The sequence below is a fragment of the Peribacillus sp. FSL E2-0218 genome (assembly GCF_037992945.1).
GTDB classification, from domain to species: Bacteria; Bacillota; Bacilli; order Bacillales; family DSM-1321; genus Peribacillus; species Peribacillus simplex_B.
Genome location: NZ_CP150304.1, coordinates 4,238,305 through 4,256,054, shown reverse-complemented (window position 1 = coordinate 4,256,054; position 17,750 = coordinate 4,238,305). Strand labels below are relative to the sequence as shown.

General features: G+C 34.1%; 16 protein-coding genes and 4 pseudogenes. 13 read left to right on the top strand and 7 right to left on the bottom strand.

Annotated features, from left to right (window positions below; all coding sequences use genetic code 11):
• The first annotated feature begins 205 nt into the window (after nucleotides 1-205).
• The 3 genes from MHI53_RS20420 (at nucleotide 206) to MHI53_RS20410 (ending at nucleotide 2,930) form a co-directional block, all read left to right on the top strand.
• Entirely contained in the window at nucleotides 206-1,423 is a 1,218-nt protein-coding gene (locus MHI53_RS20420; RefSeq protein ID WP_340372115.1) for an MFS transporter, read from the top strand.
• Between the two features lie 71 nt (nucleotides 1,424-1,494).
• The gene (locus MHI53_RS20415) at nucleotides 1,495-1,956 is read left to right on the top strand and encodes a GNAT family N-acetyltransferase (protein ID WP_061140952.1); all 462 of its coding nucleotides are present in this window, start codon (nucleotides 1,495-1,497) and stop codon (nucleotides 1,954-1,956) included.
• A gap of 395 nt (nucleotides 1,957-2,351) precedes the next feature.
• Entirely contained in the window at nucleotides 2,352-2,930 is a 579-nt protein-coding gene (locus tag MHI53_RS20410; protein WP_340372114.1) for a hypothetical protein, read from the top strand.
• A 97-nt stretch (nucleotides 2,931-3,027) separates the two neighbouring features.
• On the opposite strand, the gene MHI53_RS20405 is transcribed toward MHI53_RS20410, so the two are convergent.
• Complete coding sequence (locus tag MHI53_RS20405; RefSeq protein WP_340372113.1) at nucleotides 3,028-3,528, bottom strand: hypothetical protein; 501 nt, start codon at nucleotides 3,526-3,528, stop codon at nucleotides 3,028-3,030.
• Nucleotides 3,529-3,805: 277 nt separating this feature from the next.
• Here MHI53_RS20405 and MHI53_RS20400 point away from each other — a divergent pair, with 277 nt between their 5' ends.
• Nucleotides 3,806-5,185: a M1 family metallopeptidase gene (locus tag MHI53_RS20400; RefSeq protein ID WP_340372112.1), complete on the top strand. Its 1,380-nt coding sequence runs from the start codon at nucleotides 3,806-3,808 to the stop codon at nucleotides 5,183-5,185.
• 339 nt (nucleotides 5,186-5,524) lie between these two features.
• The gene (locus tag MHI53_RS20395) at nucleotides 5,525-6,172 is read left to right on the top strand and encodes a YesK family protein (RefSeq protein WP_340372111.1); all 648 of its coding nucleotides are present in this window, start codon (nucleotides 5,525-5,527) and stop codon (nucleotides 6,170-6,172) included.
• Between the two features lie 365 nt (nucleotides 6,173-6,537).
• Here the strand turns inward: MHI53_RS20395 and MHI53_RS20390 are convergent, their stop codons facing one another.
• Nucleotides 6,538-7,857, bottom strand: coding sequence for an SH3 domain-containing protein (locus MHI53_RS20390; RefSeq protein WP_340372110.1), 1,320 nt, complete (start codon nucleotides 7,855-7,857; stop codon nucleotides 6,538-6,540).
• Nucleotides 7,858-8,173: 316 nt separating this feature from the next.
• Here MHI53_RS20390 and MHI53_RS20385 point away from each other — a divergent pair, with 316 nt between their 5' ends.
• Nucleotides 8,174-8,758, top strand: coding sequence for a hypothetical protein (locus MHI53_RS20385; RefSeq protein WP_340372109.1), 585 nt, complete (start codon nucleotides 8,174-8,176; stop codon nucleotides 8,756-8,758).
• A gap of 434 nt (nucleotides 8,759-9,192) precedes the next feature.
• On the opposite strand, the gene MHI53_RS20380 is transcribed toward MHI53_RS20385, so the two are convergent.
• Nucleotides 9,193-9,567: a hypothetical protein gene (locus MHI53_RS20380; RefSeq protein WP_061140945.1), complete on the bottom strand. Its 375-nt coding sequence runs from the start codon at nucleotides 9,565-9,567 to the stop codon at nucleotides 9,193-9,195.
• A gap of 603 nt (nucleotides 9,568-10,170) precedes the next feature.
• Between MHI53_RS20380 and MHI53_RS20375 the strand changes: the two genes are divergently transcribed.
• The 6 genes and pseudogenes from MHI53_RS20375 (at nucleotide 10,171) to MHI53_RS20350 (ending at nucleotide 14,356) form a co-directional block, all read left to right on the top strand.
• The gene (locus MHI53_RS20375; protein ID WP_061140944.1) at nucleotides 10,171-10,590 is read left to right on the top strand and encodes a GNAT family N-acetyltransferase; all 420 of its coding nucleotides are present in this window, start codon (nucleotides 10,171-10,173) and stop codon (nucleotides 10,588-10,590) included.
• A 623-nt stretch (nucleotides 10,591-11,213) separates the two neighbouring features.
• A pseudogene (locus MHI53_RS20370) lies at nucleotides 11,214-11,897 on the top strand (HAD family hydrolase).
• Between the two features lie 198 nt (nucleotides 11,898-12,095).
• Nucleotides 12,096-12,632 (top strand): PP2C family serine/threonine-protein phosphatase, encoded by a 537-nt coding sequence (locus tag MHI53_RS20365; RefSeq protein WP_340372108.1) that lies wholly within the window; start codon nucleotides 12,096-12,098, stop codon nucleotides 12,630-12,632.
• A gap of 342 nt (nucleotides 12,633-12,974) precedes the next feature.
• On the top strand, nucleotides 12,975-13,538 hold the full coding sequence (locus MHI53_RS20360; protein WP_340372107.1) for a histidine phosphatase family protein: 564 nt from the start codon (nucleotides 12,975-12,977) through the stop codon (nucleotides 13,536-13,538).
• A 195-nt stretch (nucleotides 13,539-13,733) separates the two neighbouring features.
• Nucleotides 13,734-14,051: a hypothetical protein gene (locus MHI53_RS20355; RefSeq protein WP_061140941.1), complete on the top strand. Its 318-nt coding sequence runs from the start codon at nucleotides 13,734-13,736 to the stop codon at nucleotides 14,049-14,051.
• Nucleotides 14,052-14,089: 38 nt separating this feature from the next.
• Nucleotides 14,090-14,356 (top strand): hypothetical protein, encoded by a 267-nt coding sequence (locus MHI53_RS20350; protein ID WP_061140940.1) that lies wholly within the window; start codon nucleotides 14,090-14,092, stop codon nucleotides 14,354-14,356.
• A gap of 140 nt (nucleotides 14,357-14,496) precedes the next feature.
• Here the strand turns inward: MHI53_RS20350 and MHI53_RS20345 are convergent.
• Nucleotides 14,497-14,847: pseudogene (locus tag MHI53_RS20345) on the bottom strand (helix-turn-helix domain-containing protein).
• Nucleotides 14,848-14,956: 109 nt separating this feature from the next.
• Here MHI53_RS20345 and MHI53_RS20340 point away from each other — a divergent pair.
• A complete protein-coding gene (locus MHI53_RS20340) occupies nucleotides 14,957-15,511 on the top strand; it encodes an NAD(P)H-dependent oxidoreductase (protein WP_061140939.1) in 555 nt (184 codons plus the stop codon).
• 109 nt (nucleotides 15,512-15,620) lie between these two features.
• Here the strand turns inward: MHI53_RS20340 and MHI53_RS20335 are convergent.
• The 3 genes and pseudogenes from MHI53_RS20335 to MHI53_RS20325 form a co-directional block, all read right to left on the bottom strand.
• Nucleotides 15,621-15,941, bottom strand: a pseudogene (locus tag MHI53_RS20335) (HXXEE domain-containing protein); the annotation flags it as partial.
• Between the two features lie 8 nt (nucleotides 15,942-15,949).
• A pseudogene (locus MHI53_RS20330) lies at nucleotides 15,950-16,438 on the bottom strand (TetR/AcrR family transcriptional regulator).
• A 36-nt stretch (nucleotides 16,439-16,474) separates the two neighbouring features.
• On the bottom strand, nucleotides 16,475-17,377 hold the full coding sequence (locus MHI53_RS20325; RefSeq protein ID WP_340372106.1) for a DMT family transporter: 903 nt from the start codon (nucleotides 17,375-17,377) through the stop codon (nucleotides 16,475-16,477).
• Nucleotides 17,378-17,750: the final 373 nt, after the last annotated feature.

Below are 17,750 nucleotides of genomic sequence, written 5' to 3'. Positions count from 1 at the left end.
TTTTACTTCGAAAAGAAACTATATTTTTAGATTGTTTTTTATTGGTTAACGGGTGCTTTACTTCATTATCAGGAGCTGATCAGCAGCTCCTTTTCTCATGGAACTATCGGGGCGGGATAGTTCATTAAGGAAAACAAGTATTTAATGATATAATTGTAAAAAACAGGGATTGTATAGGTGGGTAGATTTATTAATAGGAGATATTATGAAAAGAATACCGTTTTATAGTTTCTGGTTTGCTAAGACAAGTATCGCCCTAGCTGATGTGCTTTACATTATGGTAATTACCACATTTATATATCAAAAAACTGATTCTGCATTAATGGCTTCATTATTTCCTTTATTCAAAGCCTTGGCTAATTTGATTGCTGGTCTTACATCACCATTACTTTATAAAAAGTTCACTTTCTCTACATTACTTGTGAGTCTTCAAGGTTTGAAGGCTATAATACTTACTTTCTTACTTCTGGGTTTCTTGCCTATAACTAATCATATTTATGTTCTGTTATTGTTTATTTTAGTTATATCTTTTATGGAAGGATGGGGAAACCCGTTACTTAATTCTGTTACACCTAAAATTGTACCGAAAGGAAATCTTGTGAAAGCTAACAGTTCTTTATCTATTACAACACAATCTGTTCAAATAGCTGGGTATAGCTTTACAGGTTTTGCTGTCATAAATTGGGGACATAATTCAACTTTGGCTTTTAATGTAGTATTGCTTTGGGTTTCTGTATTGGCTTTATATATTACATCAAAATATTTTATGGATAACGTTGAAGTTCAAATAGAAAATAAGTCTAAATGGACACTAATGAATGAAGGATGGGTTATTTTATGGCGTAATCAAACTCTTAGACTGGTTACATTAATGGATGTTATTGAGGGAATGGCAGGTTCCATTTGGATAGGAGCAATAACATTGGTGTATGTAAAAGAAGCCTTAAACCAAGGGGAACAATGGTGGGGGTTTATTAATGCAAGTTATTATATGGGTACTATTTTTGGGGGTATAATCACCTTGTTCATAGCTAAAACCATACAGAAGCACTTAATTTTTAGTATGGCGATCGGTTCGTTATTATTTAGTATTTTCACGTTAATATATGGGCTGACGAGTAACCCTATACTGGCTCTTCTGCTTTGTGTTGCAATGGGTCCAGCCTACCAAATAAGAGATGTAGCTCAACAAACTGCATTTCAAATAAATATTCAAGCCAACCATTTACCAAAGGTGTATGCATCCCAAGGTATCCTTTTATCAACTGTTACAGGTTTATCCATTTTTCTGATGGGTTTTATTGCTGATTTTGTTGGAGTACGAGCTGTATATATATTTGGATCTATCCTAATCTTTATTTCTGCTATATTATCTTTTACATTAGTTAAGGCTCATAATAAAATGAAAATCTTCTTTAACTAATTTACTACAATAAATTTGATTAAAAAATGTATATAAATTCATATAAAATAAGCTAACGAAGGGAAAACAATATGCCAATTATTAGCGTTAGAGATTATCCAGAGTATAAAGAAAAAGCAATTAAATATATTCAGTGCAAATGGGCAAACGAAAACAGCCTGAAAGTATATGAAGACTGCATTATGCACAGCATAACAACAAAAAGTCCGCTCCCTATTTGGTATTTGATGGAGGATTCGGATGAAATTATTGGCTGCGCAGGTCTCATTAGCAATGATTTTATTAGTCGTATGGATTTATGGCCCTGGATATGTGCCCTTTATATTGAAAATAGCTATCGTGGTAGGTCTTTAGGCAAAGAGCTACTAATGCGTGCTAAAGCTGATGCGGAAAAAGCAGGATTCAATAAAGTTTTCCTTTGTACTGACCACATTGGATACTATGAAAAATATGGATTCACTTATATAGGTAACGGATACCATCCTTGGGGAAGTAGTTCAAGAATTTATGAGAGCAATAACCAATTCATTTAGCTGTAAAAAATGGGAGTGACTCTATATTAAAAATGTTCCTTCTTTTTGGTATTCTGTTTATTGTCATTTTTGGAGTTTGGTTGAGAAAAGGATTCTTTTATTCGAAATTAAAAATAAAAGGAAATTGTCTTCTTATTGGATAACTCTTATTGTTCTAGGAGTACTATTTATTGTGATTTTTCTCTAAGCTTATTTCGTAAACGGGGAATTTGGTGATTGGACTGATCGGGTTTATTACCTAAATACCAAATAGAAAATTCTTGAACTAACAGGTTCTGTAGTTGAGATCCCGGGCTGCCATTTGGTGGCCTTTTTGCTTCATGAACTAAAGGGGCAGGTTAGTTAAAGAAGGTGATAAAATATTATTAGAACAAAATGAACAACGGGGGAAAAATATGAAGTTAGAATTGGTAACGAATGAAGAAATTAATATGCTGCATTCAAAGTTTAAAAAATTCAATACTCATCTTGTTGAAGAACCAAGTAAGTTATACAATCATATCGGTATTATGGATGTATATAATCGAGTTCTCACTGAAGAAGAGGCAAGAGAGTTATTGGGGAGAAGTCATAATGTAAAGTACGGTCCCAAATTCGTTAGTACCTTTACGAATTTTTTTCATATAGAAAATATAGAAGAGAATGAAGTGTATGTACACATTTATAAAAAAGGTTTGGTAAAAGCAGAGTTCAGGCATATATTAAGCTGTTTACATCGAAAAGAGGCAAATTTCTTTCGAAAGTTGTTTTCCAGCAACAAGGGTATTTACAAAATAGGTGACGTTGAAGCCCTTATCTTTTTAACGAAACTTTCCGTGAATGAATCGTATTTTACTAATTTTTTCTTTCCTTCTCTTGATACAGTGATAATCGGGAATTGGGATTTGTCTTTTCCTGTTTATTCTAAGACAACAATAGGCTTTCAGAAGGTTAAGGAGATTATTGAAGAAAATGGCTTATGTATACGACAGTAAGGATAAGAGAGCACCAGGAGCACTCATTTCTTGTTGAGCTAACCGATGCGTTAGTTCAAGAAAAAGACCGATTATTTCGGTCCTTTTGTTTTTCTTTTTATTCCGCAGTGAATGTAAATGTTTCTTTTAACGGTCTGCCTTCGCTGCCTTTTTTAGTCCAAACGATTTCAACTTCTAATTCCGTAGCCTTTTCAGCCAAAAGGAAATTGCTAAATCGATAAGGATACCCATCATTCAGTTGTTTAGCTAAGGTAATCGCTTGTTCATCAGTATCTAGTTTGCTACAAGGGTGATCAGGAGGACAACCAAAAAGTGCAAACTTCGTCATAGAATTAGGTTCATTTCTATACATGTGAATTTCCGCAGATATTACATCCTTACCAATGTTATCAACCTCTAAAGAGTAAGTATGATATTCTCCGTTTTTGGATTCTGCTAACCCCTTACCTTTTTCAGCTTGTCCTATTTGAACAGACCATTGTTTCGATGTTTGCTTGGCTGGCAATTCACCAAAGGTTAAAGCTTTTGCCCCTAGCATTGGTGAAACTATGTTCAAAAGAAATAATGTACATATGACAAGTATCGTTTTCTTAACCATGACTACCTCCTTTTTTAGTTACAGATATTTTGCCCAAAATCGATTGGAATATGTTTTAACTAACCGGTGCTTGCTATCAATAAGGAAGTTTGCAGCGGCCTCCTTTTTTCTTACGGAACTAAAGGGGGAGGATAGTTGCAGAAGAAAACAGAAGGGTTTTACATTTTTTTGAAGAAATACTTTCTTTAAGAAGCTAACAATCGAAATGTAATGAGGTGAAGAGATTAAAAAATTAATTATTATATGCCTACTATTAATTGCAACTGGCTCAATCTGGATGATATATGGAACGGAAAAGGTGAAATTTCCCAGCACTTCAACGGTTAAACAGGATAAGGAAGGGTTTTCACCAAAAGGATTATCTCCAGGTAGTGAGTCTGAGTACGATATTAATATGGAAATGGATGTAGAAGGTAACTTTAAAATCCATTCAACTACTTCTATTAAAAATATCTCTACTGATGAATGGGAACAGTTAATATTTTACTTTATTCCAAATATGTTTACTGAAACTAATTCATCCTTAGAAAAACCCTCTACTGTTAAAGTCGAAAGCATCAATCTTGATGGAGAAACAGTAAAGTTCAATCTTGAAAAAGATACGTTAACCGTTCCTTTAAATGAAAAGTTAGAACCAAATAAAGATGTAGTTGTCGACATTAAGTATGAATTCACTCTTCCAGAGAAGGGTTTTCGATTTACCAAAAATGAAACTAATTATTTTCTAGCCCAATGGTATCCTATGATTGCCACATATAGAAACCATAATTGGAATAAGGAAGCGTATCGGTTGAAAGGTGAGACCTATCATACTGGATTTAGTGATTTCAAAATACAATACAAATTGCCAAAAGATTTAACAATAATTTCATCTAGCGATACTGATAGGTATCCAAGTAAACGTACAGGCGTTTTAGAAGGGAAAAACTTGAAAGAATTTTATATTTCGTTACTGAGGGAACCAAATGTGATCCAAAAGAAGACAGATGACATTACAATAAGAGTATTTGGGGTTGATGAAAGAAAAGAATTACATAAAGAAATAAGTGAGATCGCGAGTGAAGCAATGAATTACTTTCAAGATACTATTGGACCTTATCCTCATAAGCAACTGGATATTATTTTAGATGAATTAGGAATGGAATATCCAGGTGTAGTAACAGCTAGTTCTATTTATAATCATTGGCTTGAAAGTCCTGAACATCTAAAACGTACAGTTGTTCACGAAATTGCTCATCAATGGTTTTATGGGGTTATAAGTAATGATCCTTATCACGATGCCTGGCTGGATGAAGGTATAACAACGCTCGCTACTTCGTTGTTTTATGCAAATCAAGGTAATGATAGTTCCTTTGATGAAGAGCTCTCTAGGGAATTTACTTTACCTGTAAACTTACCATTAGATAAATACTCTTTTAACGAACAGAGTGGTTATATTTATGGGAAATCTTCCGAAATGCTCTGGAAAGTTTTTCAGGAAAATGGTGGGAAATTAAAAGCAGAAGATTTTCTCAAAAATTATTATGATCATTATCAATATAAGGAAGTAAATACACTAGAGTTTGTACGTTTTTTAAAATACGATTTGAAATTAAAGGATGACGACTATTTTAAAGATTGGATTTTATTAGAGAATAACAATGAGCGGGTGCGTTAGCTGAAGATCGGAGCTTTCTTTTAGGCAGCTTTTTCTTTATGTAACTAACGGGGCAGGGGAGTTCAACTGTGTGATAAACATTAAACCTCCTTAGGAATAGTAATGAAAAAAATGAATGTGGCATTCTATTAATTTGTAATATTATTCAAGTAGAGAGTGTGAAAGGGAATGAATGACGAACACTGGCCTAAATGTTACTCAAAAGATATGTATTAAACAATAGTAAGAAGGAGTTCTTTGAATTGGGTGAAAATTTGACTGGAATTCCTTAACAACCATTTATACTAACATGTCCTTTTTTAAATAATAAACAAGGGAGAGATAAGTATTTTTTTATACATGTATGAAGCAGGAATTATACTGGGAATTATTATGTGTGGACTCACCTATCTATTTTTGAGAAAGATAGAGGACAGAACTCAATTCTTACTTCTATTCTCACTAGGCATTTTGATTTTAGTGTTTTCACTTTTTGTGATTGGTGGGTTTGAGGGGATGCCGTATGGTGTATTGAGCCTTGGTGTAATGACACTGGCGATTCTATATTTTTTCTTAAATAGATATCCCTTAGGAAGGAAAATTCTCTTTATTGGGGTTCCATTAATCATGGCTCTTCATATTTTATTCGTATTTATCAATCAAGTTGACTACAGGGTTGTGGATAAGGAAAGACTGACCGATGATGAAACCGGGAATTATATTGAAAAAATCGAGAAAGATACATCGATTGTCGGTTACAAAAAGTTTAAAGGAGGTGAAGGGGAGGACTTTTTATTAATATCAATGGGTGGTGAAAGAAAGGGAAATACCATTGAAGTGTTGGAAGTGAACGAAGATAGTGAAAAGACTATCATCCGCATTCGGACGTCTTTTAATAAAAACCCTGAGCCAAATCCGTATATAGCTGTAGCACTTACTCGTATAAAATCAAAGGTAGTCATTTTGGATACTGATGGAACAAATTATGGAGATGGTTTATTTGATTAAACCTTTAAAATTTGTTTCATACTTTGAATGCTTCCTTTTTCTTACGGAACTAACGGGGCAGGGTAGTCCAAGAAGTATTATTTTAGTGTATAGTGATTTCAATAACACAAATGTAGACAATTTATTTTTTCCTGCTTCTCGGCATCTCGCTAGATGATCGCTATAACGGTGGTTAAACGCTCATCAGGCGCAATTTCCGACATCTAAGCCATCGAAACTAGTATAAGGACTCGTATTCGTGAGACTTGTATCTTCTTTTCCTTGTTCAAGATTTTTCACGGTAGATCCACCTCTGCCAGTCAACAATGATCGTATAAAAAAGCCGAATGAAAAAAGCATCCAACTGGATGCTTTTTTGTTGTGAGTTACTTGAATGGACGGATGGCAATCAGCGTCATTTGTTTGCCTCGTTTACTGTCCAATGTTAACTCCACTTCAGTGCCTTGTAATGAAAACAGCTCATTTTTCAGTGAATCGGAAGTGGCTTTTGCTGAATAAGTAACACCATCATTGGCTATGAATCGGAAAACGCCCGTTGAGTCGACTCCTGTAACCATCCCTTTAACGTTAATCGTCGTATTGGTTTGAGTAGGGGGGGACACGACTGGGATCTTTATCGTTTGTCCGATTGTTAATTTTGATGAGTCCACTTTAGGGTTTGCTTCTTGAATAACCGCTACAGGAATGCCTAAACGTTTAGAAATCTTAGTAAATGTATCTCCACTTTTAATAATGTATATAGAAGAATGGGAAGGGTTCTCTTGTTTGCTTGTTTGCGGTTTTGCAGTTAAATAGCTCTCGCTCACATATGCTTTTTTTCCGTGGTACGTGATTTGAGCCCAACCATTAGTGGTTGAAACCACCGTTACTTTACTATTTTGTTTCAAGGAACCCAATACTGCACCAGTTGCAGAGGCAGCGGCCCTAACACGTAACGAGCTTGCATGTACATACATCGTCTTAGCTTGAACAGATGTATCGGGGGTAGTATCAACAGGACCCGTACCTTGATCCGTTGCTTTAGATTCAGAAATGTAAGCGGCACTCACAAACACCACTCTGCCTTCGATTATTATTTCTGCCCATCCATTTTTCACATGGATAAGTTTTACTGCATCCCCTTTTTTATAGCTGCCGACAATGGAGCTGCTTGTACTAGGTGAGGAACGAACATTCAAAGAAGTGGCTGTAACATACGCATCTTTAACACTTGGTAAAAGTAATTTTTGGTGATCTTTAATCGAAGTGATGCCGTTTGCCTCTTTGATTTGTTGCGGTGTAACACCGTGTTTTTTAGAAATAGCTTCAATCGTATCCGTATCCTTCACCACATACGTATATTCATCTATACACGCAGAAGCGGTTTGAGCCGAAAGTGTTAATAAAATCGTGAAAATTCCCGATACGATGACTGTTTTAGCTGGACTCCTTTTCACCCATTTCCTTACAGTGGCTACATGGGTTCCCCAATCCAGTGTGATGCTTCTCAAGAAAGATTTTACATCTAAAACATTTCTGATATCCAGATTATGGGTTGCTTTATTATATTGACGGGTTTCCATTCTTGTAGTGAATACGGGCGTGATTTCTTTCGCTTTGATTTTTCCTTCTTTGTGATACCCATGTTTTTCTTTTCTGCTTACTACCAATTTTCCATCCACCACTAAAGGCATCTCTATGTTCATTTTCATTCCCCCAAATGTGGTTTACACATTTCTATATTCTTTAAATGATAAGGTTCTGTCCTTAAACATTGCTGCTCATTTGTTGCTCCTTCTTTTGAATGGAAACCACCATTATTCCTGTTTCAATAAATTAAGATCATTCTTTTCCATTTAACGGCCCCGGTAGTGAAAAAATCCATATTAGTAAATTAGATCAATTGAATATTAATTATAAGTGTGAAATATGCGAACTAACAGGGCCAAAAGATGCAGTGAATTCAGCAGAATTCTATGTATTTTTAGGTGAATTATGGTAGTGTGAAATAGGGGTGATCACTTGAGGAAATGGTTTGTTCTTTTTATTAGCTTCTTTTTCGTTTTATTCTTTTTACCAGGTTGTTCAGCAAAGCCTTCTCTGGAGCTAGTAGATGCGGATGTTGATATTGTGAAAGATAAAAGCGTAGTTGGTGGGATTAGGATAACCGAAGGGGAAAGAAAGGGAGATGAGCTGATACCGACCGCTTTATTTTATCAATTCACCATTAAAAATAATGGCAATGATCCAGTAGGCAGCATCGAGAAAGCTGATAAAGGAATCGAACTTAAGATTGAGCCTAAAGACCAATTAAAATCGGTGTCAAAAGATGTGATAGGCTTCAATATATACAATCCTGATGATTATAATGAGAGTGGCGTAGGGTTCGGCCAATCCCTTATATCCATTATTAATGCTGACCAAAAGGAGAAGTATACATGTACCTACGATTTAGGTGTAAGCGAAGAAAACCCCGAAGTTCCGTTGCTTGTACCTTCAAAAGAAAAATTAGCCCAACTGAAAGAGAATGCATTTGATGCTTTCCTGATTGTAACGATCGAAAATCAAGAAATTGCAAGATTTGACCTGGATGAATTTAAAAACTAATGGAGCAAGTTAGTTTTACATAACAAACCTTGTAGAAAAAATCTGAATGAAGTCGGTGATGTTATGTTTAAGCAAAGCATCAGATTTCCCTTAATATATTTTGTGATATTAACCGTTTGGAAATTTATTGCTAACAAAGAGGTTGATTGGATAGATAACATAATGGCCTGTTTTATATTGTTCTTGATTATTTTGCTATATAATTGGGCGAAAGTCCCATATAAGTGGAATAAGGACAAATGAAGAGGGAAGATAATCAATACTTTTCTCTTCAGCTAACAGGGTGCGTTTGCCGAAGATCGGAGCTGTTTTAAAGGCAGCTCTTTTCTTATGGAATAAACGGGGCAGGTTAGTTCTATAAAAAGTATCCCGCAGTTGACGCAAACTGTGCATGAAAAAAAGTTACCTTTCAGCAACTTAGGAGTAGAAATCCATTATTTATATTTAGTAAGCCAGTCAATTAATTGGTCATAGTTACTTGAGAACATTGCATTGTCTTTGGTATTAGAATGTTTTAGGTGAATTAGAATATCCCCTTCTTCTAATAAAAAAGCGACTGCAATCGTGTTCTCTAATATATTATTAGAGAAAAATTTTTCTTTCCACAATTTTTGTACAGAAAAATGTTCTGGAGTATAACCTTTACGATTAACTAACAACTTATACTTTTTTCCATGTCTAATAAATGAATAGCACGTTTTCTCAAATGAATTAAACCAGGTGTTTACATCAGCAAGGCTTATGAAACCTGTCAAATTAGTGATAATTATATCTTCAGAAATGGATGTACTTAAATTTTTAACATTCAATTAGACAACAACTCCTTATCAATATTATAAACCAAATAATGTAAGGTGGGTGTAAGTTTTAATGTTGCACAGTACGAATAAACTACGTGGAAACAAAAGCTTAATCATTTTCATTGGCATTTAGAACTCCCAAGAAAATTAAAAAAGCTCAAAATCCAGAAAAAACCACAAGAAAATAGACCCAGTAAAAACGCTTTTTAAAAAAGGCTGAGCCTTATGAGTGATCTGATTGAGTTTGGTAAATCGTTAAACAAAAACCTCCAATCATAGCAAATTAATTGGAAGCTAGCGCGACAACCAAAAAAGGATTAATCTCCCATGAGTGCTACCCATAAAGGGCGCGACAGTCGGTGGTACACCGTGGTCGTCGGAGTCAGACTAACAGACTAACGGATGGGCTTAAAGGCACCATAGTTCAATGACCTTTTCGCCAGCCATTAAAACATTATCGACATAGAGACCAATTTTCATTCTCTGTGGTGAAGCGCTGATTTTTGCGCTTCATGGATGGCTAACGGGGCAGGTTAGCTGAGGAAGAGGAGTAAATAAAACTATGACGAATATATATTTATTGGTTAATTTGAGGAATTGGAGTAAAAAATTTTGAAAAAATATAAGATTGAAAATAATATCCCCACATTGGAAGAATACAAATATTTGTGTGAATCTGTGGGATGGACTAATTATATGAATTTTGAAGTGGTGGAAACATCCCTAAGGAATTCTCTTCACTCCATCACAGTCAAGGATAATGAACAAATTGTGGGTATGGGGAGAATTGTCGGCGATGGAGCTATTTATTTCTATATCCAAGATATAGTGGTTCATCCAGAATATCAGAAAAATGGTATTGGAAATGAAATAATGAATCTTTTGGTTGAATACTTAAAAACAAATGCCCCGGATAAGGCGTTTGTTGGTTTGTTTGCATCGCAAGGTAAAGAACCGTTCTATGAGAGATATGATTTTAAAAACTTCTCACCCAATATGACAGGAATGTTTACTGTAATTTCAAAAAAATAGATTCTTATAGAACTAACGGGCAGGTTAGTTTAAGATGAACTTCTATTTCTTCAGACAACGAAAAGTTTTAGATGATATGATTAAATAAGAAGGCTCTGTTAAAGGAAAAGGTTAATAAATCGTTAATGAAATTAGAAGTATTCAAAAAAGAATATATCAAAAGCCATAGAATAGGAGTAATCATCTTTGAATTATGTTAGATTTTGTGTTTATCAATTCATCTTATTTTCAGCAATTTTTGTTATCAACATTCCCCTGGATAAATACATAGGTAAACCATTTACTTCTGTTGATTTATTAGCAATATGTATAAGTATATTTTTCATACTAATCGTTTACGGAGTAATAAATAAGATATATAGCCGATTCGAGAATATTAGGTTACGAAATAAGATATTGATTTCAATACCAATTGTTATATTATCAATTCTGTTTATAGGGATACTGGAGCAACTGTTCGTTTAGTTTTCTTATTCAACTAACGGGTGCGTTAGCTGAGGATCGGAGCTGTCTTTAAGGCAGCTTTTTCTTATGCAACTATCGGGGCAGGTTAGTTCAACAAGGAATTTGGAGTAAGTATAACGAAATAGATAATTATGTAATTGTTAGGGGGTGGGGGAAAAGTGATTAATGCAGTGATTTTTGATTTAGATGGGACTTTATTAAATAGAGATGCTTCACTACAAAAATTTATTGAAGGACAATATGAAAGATTAAATAAATGGATAGGACATATACCAAAAGAGGAATACACATCAAGGTTCAAAGAGTTAGATTGTCGAGGTTATGTTTGGAAAGATAAAGTATATTAACAATTGGCTGGTGAATTTGATATTACAGGGATAACCTGGGAAGATTTACTTCAAGATTATATAAGCCAATTTAAGAATAGTTGCGTCTCATTTCCAAATCTTATTAGCATGTTAGAAAAATTACGAAGTAACAATCTAGTTCTAGGAATGATTACAAATGGAAAAGGACAGTTTCAGATAGATAATATAAGGGCTTTAGGTATTAAAAAGTATTTTGAAACGATTTTAGTATCTGAATGGGAAGGAATTAAAAAACCTGACCCACAAATATTTGAGAGAGCCTTGGAGCAACTGAATGTTTCACCTAATGAAAGTATATTTGTTGGCGATCATCCAAAAAATGATGTGAACGCTGCTCAAAATGTAGGGATGAAGGGAATTTGGAAAAGAGATTTTCAATGGAATAATGTCGAAGCAGATTTTATAATAGAAGATTTGGCGGAATTACCTTTAATCATCGAAAAATTAAGACAATCCCATATTAAATCTTCTTGAACTTTAGGTGCGATACTTCAATAACGAAGTGTCGTTTTTTTCTTATAGAGCTAAAGGGGCAGGTTAGTTCATTAAGAGAGTAATTATCTGATCAAATATAATCATTTGGGATATTTCATTAGCAATAGTTAGATAAATAACAAATTTGGTTATATTTGTTTTATAATTTTATCTATATCGGAAAAGGGGATAGTTATTGTGGAAGGTTGTTATTGTAATAACCACACTGAAGATACACAAACTTCAGGGACTTATAAGGGTGAAGAATTTAGTTGGGTTGGAAGTCAGGAAGCTTTTATTGATAATCCAGATATTCAAAAGCTTAACCAAATTATTGTTGGACGTTATGGAGGGTACTCAGAAGCAGGTCAAAATAAGAACGAAGATGGTTGCTTAGTGTGGTCAAATAAAAATGAGGATTGGGAATTCGTAATTATATTAGATGCACACTATACTGCCGACAGTGCTGAGATAGTGATTGATCTTTTTAAACAGAATAAAACGGATATGGAAAACCTATTATCCTTTCCTACTACAAATCATTATATGTTTAAAAACCTTGAAGAGAAGATATTAAACCTTTTTCAAAGTGATGAATTTCTTTCTATTTGTCGTAAAGTAAAAGGTGAAACCTCCTGTTTAATCGTTGTACGAAAACATAAGTATCTTTGGTGGTTTTCGGTAGGAGACTGTATTCTTTATTTGTTTCATCAAGATTTAGTTGTACTTGGATAATATCAACTTAATCAAAGGCAATTCTATGAATGGGTAGGAAAGGTCAACACATTTGATAACAAAGTGCCTTGTTATACCAGTGGGACAAGAGAGCTAAGAAAAGGGTTAAATCATATTTTTTTGACTACTGATGGTTTAATAGAATGTTCAAATGCCCCTTTTATTAATCCAAGTGAAATATTTAAAGTGTTTGCTAATTGTCAAACCGACGATGGTATTGAATTATTGCTGCAAGAAATTCAAGAAAACAATGTTAGGGATAGCACTACCATAGTTTCCTGGGAAGTTTATATATCAGAAGAAGCAAGTAAACCAAGCGACCAATAGAGGTGGGAGGGGCTTATGTTAAAGAAGATTTTCATTGTCAGACATTGTGAAGCACAGGGGCAACCTGCGGAATCTCCATTAACAGAAAAAGGTTTAAAACAAGCGGAATATTTAGTTGATTTCTTCAGTAATGAAAAAATTGACCGAATAATTTCAAGTCCTTTTTTGCGGGCTATTCAATCGGTAGAACCATTAAGTGAGAAAACAAATATTAAAATAGAGATTGATGAACGCCTCTCAGAACGAATACTAAGTACAATGGACTTACCTGATTGGTATGAAAAACTAAAAGCAACATTTAATGATATGGAATTAAAATTTGAAGGAGGAGAGTCAAGTCAAGAAGCAATGAATCGAATTGTAAATGTTGCAGAAGAAGTCTTTAAAAGAGGGACCGAAAACACAGTAATCGTCAGTCACGGAAATATAATATCCTTACTTTTAAAGAATTATCATAGTGACTTTGATTTCGAGTGTTGGAAAAATCTTATTAATCCTGACATTTTTCAAATAAACTTTATTAATAATGAAGTGACCTTGGGACGTATATGGGATGAAGATAAAATAATAAAAATCTAATTAATTACATTATTTTATAGAACTAACGGGCGCGTTATCTGCAGATCGGAGCTGTCTTTAAGGTTGCTCTGTTCTTATGGAACTAAAGGGGTAGGTTAGTTCATTAAGGTTGGAACATCTTTCTAGATAAATAAGAAAGGTGTTTTGTTAAGATTGAAGAAGTAACTACAAAGTAACTTGGAGGATATAGGCAAAATGCGTTCTTTCCTAGATAAAATTAAGAATACTTTTTTTGAGAAGTTGTCACGCAGAATTAAACCTCTGATGTTTGTACAGATATTATTATCAATCATTGCAATATTTGTTTCGTTGCAAGCATTGAATGAAATTGATACCACAGTTTATTACACATATTCCACGATTATAAAAATTACAGTAGGTTTTGTGATGCTTTTAATAGGGATTGAAAATTATATAGTTAACAAAAGAAATAAAAAAGAATATATAATTTGGTTTGTCGCTGCCTTAATATTTTTTGGAATAGCTATTGACCAATTTTTCTTCTTACGCTAACGGGTGCTTTACTCCAATAACAGGGGGATAATTAAGCTATGTTAGATTTTCTTTTAGGCATTCTATCAGCAGGATTCGGTGATAATTCTTTGGATACTCGAAAAATTGATCGAAATATAGAAATGCTGAAGAATCATACTTGGTTTAAAGAAATATACGAAGATGAAAAATATCATCGATTGTTTTTTGTAGATAGAAATGTTAGGCAGTATTTACAATGTACAATGCGTGTAAAAAGAATTATAAAAAGGGAAAAATCTCAAAGAGTATTTCTTGTATTTTTAAATAAGCAGTTAAAAAAATAAAATATCCTTAATGAACTAACGGGTGCGTTTGCCGAAGATCGGAGCTGTTTTAAAGGCAGCTCTTTTCTTATGGAACTAACGGGGCAGGTTAGTTTAGCAAAGATATTAAAAATGTAAAGGCACCCAATAAAGGCCGTATTTTATTTACTCGCTCTTTCGTTCGATTTTTGTCTTTTATGCAATGTATGCTTTGTTCCCCATTCATCCATTGCGTGTAAGATGTGTTCCAAGCTCCTGCTGTATTCAGTAATCGAATATTCCACTTTAGGAGGAACCTGTGGAAAGACAACGCGCTGAATAGTATCCTCGTTTTCTAACTCACGTCATTGATTGGTTAACATTTTTTGCGTGATTCCAGGCATTCTTCGTTTTAACTCACTGAATTTTTGAGTACCGTTCGTAAATAAATGCAATAAGATAATTGGTTCCCATTTCCCGACTAATATACTTAAAGCATCTTCTACACGGCATGATTCTGGTTCTATATTCAGCCTAATAGCTCCTTAAGTATCTTTTTCTATACTATACCACTTTTAAGTGCGTACTTTTTAATATGACCATTATGCGTAATAATAACATTGAGAGAAAGGATGATATTAAATGACAAAAATCGGTATTTTAGTTGGTAGCTTACGAAAAGAATCTTTTTCTAAAAAAATCGCATCGAATGTTGCAGCTTTGTTTCCCGAAGGATATGAAACAGAATGTATCGAAATCGGAAATCTCCCATTCTATAATCAGGATGATGATAGTGAAAATAATGTCCTACCAGAATATACGGCATTTCGTAACAAAACAAAGCAATTTGATGCTTTTTTATTTGTAACACCTGAATATAACCGTTCTGTGCCAGCTGTATTAAGTAATGCACTGGATATAGGTTCACGTCCTTATGGAGCGAGTGTTTGGAATGGTATACCAGCAGCCATTATTAGTCAATCACCTGGTAATTTAGGCGGTTTTGGTGCAAACCACCATTTACGTCAATCACTTGTATGCTTAAATATGCCAGTGGTTCAACAACCGGAAGCTTATTTAAGTAACGCGGCAGCTTTATTGGATGAAAACGGCAAAGTTAAGAATGAAGGAACTGTTCAATTCTTACAATCATTTGTCGATACGTTTGTAGGTTTGATTCAGAAATATCAAGTTTAGTTTTATTCGGCAATCGGGGCGCGATTGTAAAACATGAAGTAAAAGGGCGATACATATTAATCATGTCTAATATGTATCGCCCTTTATTTTTTATGGAGCCTACGCACCTTATATTTTGAAAGAAAACCGGAAGTAAATAAAAAACATACGCAATTAAAATATTGATTACCATAGCGGATTGCGTATTTAATGGATAGCGATCTGGTATATCACTATTAAATATAACTACATTAAACAAACCGGCAAAATAACCTGGCCAACGATACTCTTCAAATTGATGCACTAAAATGGCCACAAAACTTAACGCTAACAGTACTTTTATTTCACTCATTTCTCCCCAATTCGCGACTAAACAAACAGCGACAACAATAGCCGCAACTAACCCTATATCACACCAATGCTTTCTAAAGAAACTAACCATCTCTATCACCCACTGTCTCAATTTTTATAGAAATAGCGTTCAAATAAGAAATCAATCTGTTTTTCTACAGGCAGTACTCTTATATCTGCCCCTGATTCAAGAATTATAAAAATTTAAACTGTCATCATCATTAAAATTTCCTGATCCGTTTCGTTTGTTATTTCGATCAGAATATTCTTCACTTTACTAAAACCTAGCTTCTTCAAAAAATCTCCATATTCGTATTGAGATGTAAATACCGTAGTTCCCATTGCAATAATTTTCCTAACTAACTCAGGGTATTGCTGAATTACTAGTACATAATTAAGTAAAAATATTTTTAATCTTTCTTTCGCTGGCACTTTAATATCATCTAAAATAGAAAAAGTACCTTGAAAGCTAATTAATAAGACTTTAACCGTCTCACTAATCAACTTTTCTTTTGAGCCAAAATGATAATTTATAAGCGCGATATTTGTATCTGACAATTGTACTAAATGTTTTATTTTTATATGGTTTTGCATCATAAACAAAATAAAGGATAGCTAAAACAATAAGTTTTTTTATGTGCTTGGTTTTATGGTTCGTTTCTTTTCTTTTCCTACAATCAGAATTTGTGGTATGAAAATCCCAATTAAAATACAAACAATTCCAAGCCATTGCAGAGGTGATACGATTTCATGCACAAGTGTAACAGAAGCGATGATTGCTGTAGGCAGTTCAGCGGCTCCTAAAATTGTTCCAAGTCCTATGCCTACCTTTGGTACCCCAATAGAGAAACAAATAACGGGTATAACTACACCGAAGAGCCCAAGTAAGAAAGCATATTTCCATAAACCAGCCTGCAATGTACCATCGGTCAAGAAAGTGGGTGGAAATATTAAGCAAACGAAGAGTGTAGCACTCGTTGTCATGAGAAAGCTTTTTGAATAGGTTGGTACAGTTGTAGCTACCCTTCCACTTGTAAATATATATATGGAAAAAGCTATTGCTGCTAGCAACCCAAAGATAATACCTTTTGTAGATAATTGTTCTCCTATGCCTTCAAAAATACCCCCAGCAAGCAAAGTTCCTACAAATAAGATCAGGATGGATAATATCTTTCCCCTATTTGGGAAAGTTTTGTTAGCAACTGCTTCAATTAGCACACCAATCCATGTGAATTGAAATAATAGAACAACAGCAATAGATGCAGGTAATTCCTTCACAGAAAGACCATAAAAAATACTCGTTAAACTCATTGATGTCCCGACAGCTAACAACGCGAATATATTACTTTTGGATACTTTATTACGAGAGAATAAAAGAACGAGTAATAATAGTCCAATCCAACCAAATACATATTGTCCCCCTAAAAGTTCAGAGAAAGAAAATCCATTTAAAAAGCCAATTTTAATAATGGAAGAAAGTGCACCGTAGCTACAGGCACCCAATAATACTAATAAAGAAAATTTTGATTTGTTCAAAAAACCCCTCCCAAAAAATAAAAACGCTCGCTGTCTATACATAGACAACGAGCGAATGAAACAGAGCCAAAAACTCTACAAAATTCCGCCTCTCACAAAAGTGTGAATTTGCGTATTAAATTATATTGGGAATTATATAGGTTAATCAAAAAGGAGTCAACAATTTTTGAAAAATTGTAAAGGCATGAATAAACCTTTGCTGTTGACGGTTTTTCTGCATGGATTACTATTTTGCTCATTGTTACGTCTTCCTTGAATTCAGATTTTTACTATTTCAAAAGAAAAAAGGACCGTGCAAAGTGCGTGTTAATCACTTCACACCTACTTGTTTTGACTTCTAGCATCATCCCTTATACGCTTGTGAACAAGAAGA

Bases quoted from the DNA above. Each gene is read 5' to 3' on its own strand.
- MHI53_RS20355 (WP_061140941.1), top strand. From the start codon at position 13,734: ATGCGTTCTTTCCTAGATAAAATTAAGAATACTTTTTTTGAGAAGTTG.
- MHI53_RS20340 (WP_061140939.1), top strand. From the start codon at position 14,957: ATGACAAAAATCGGTATTTTAGTTGGTAGCTTACGAAAAGAATCTTTT.
- MHI53_RS20410 (WP_340372114.1), top strand. From the start codon at position 2,352: ATGAAGTTAGAATTGGTAACGAATGAAGAAATTAATATGCTGCATTCA.
- MHI53_RS20390 (WP_340372110.1), bottom strand. From the start codon at position 7,857: ATGAACATAGAGATGCCTTTAGTGGTGGATGGAAAATTGGTAGTAAGC.
- MHI53_RS20405 (WP_340372113.1), bottom strand. From the start codon at position 3,528: ATGGTTAAGAAAACGATACTTGTCATATGTACATTATTTCTTTTGAAC.
- MHI53_RS20415 (WP_061140952.1), top strand. From the start codon at position 1,495: ATGCCAATTATTAGCGTTAGAGATTATCCAGAGTATAAAGAAAAAGCA.
- MHI53_RS20400 (WP_340372112.1), top strand. From the start codon at position 3,806: ATGATATATGGAACGGAAAAGGTGAAATTTCCCAGCACTTCAACGGTT.
- MHI53_RS20395 (WP_340372111.1), top strand. From the start codon at position 5,525: ATGTATGAAGCAGGAATTATACTGGGAATTATTATGTGTGGACTCACC.
- MHI53_RS20360 (WP_340372107.1), top strand. From the start codon at position 12,975: ATGTTAAAGAAGATTTTCATTGTCAGACATTGTGAAGCACAGGGGCAA.
- MHI53_RS20350 (WP_061140940.1), top strand. From the start codon at position 14,090: ATGTTAGATTTTCTTTTAGGCATTCTATCAGCAGGATTCGGTGATAAT.
- MHI53_RS20420 (WP_340372115.1), top strand. From the start codon at position 206: ATGAAAAGAATACCGTTTTATAGTTTCTGGTTTGCTAAGACAAGTATC.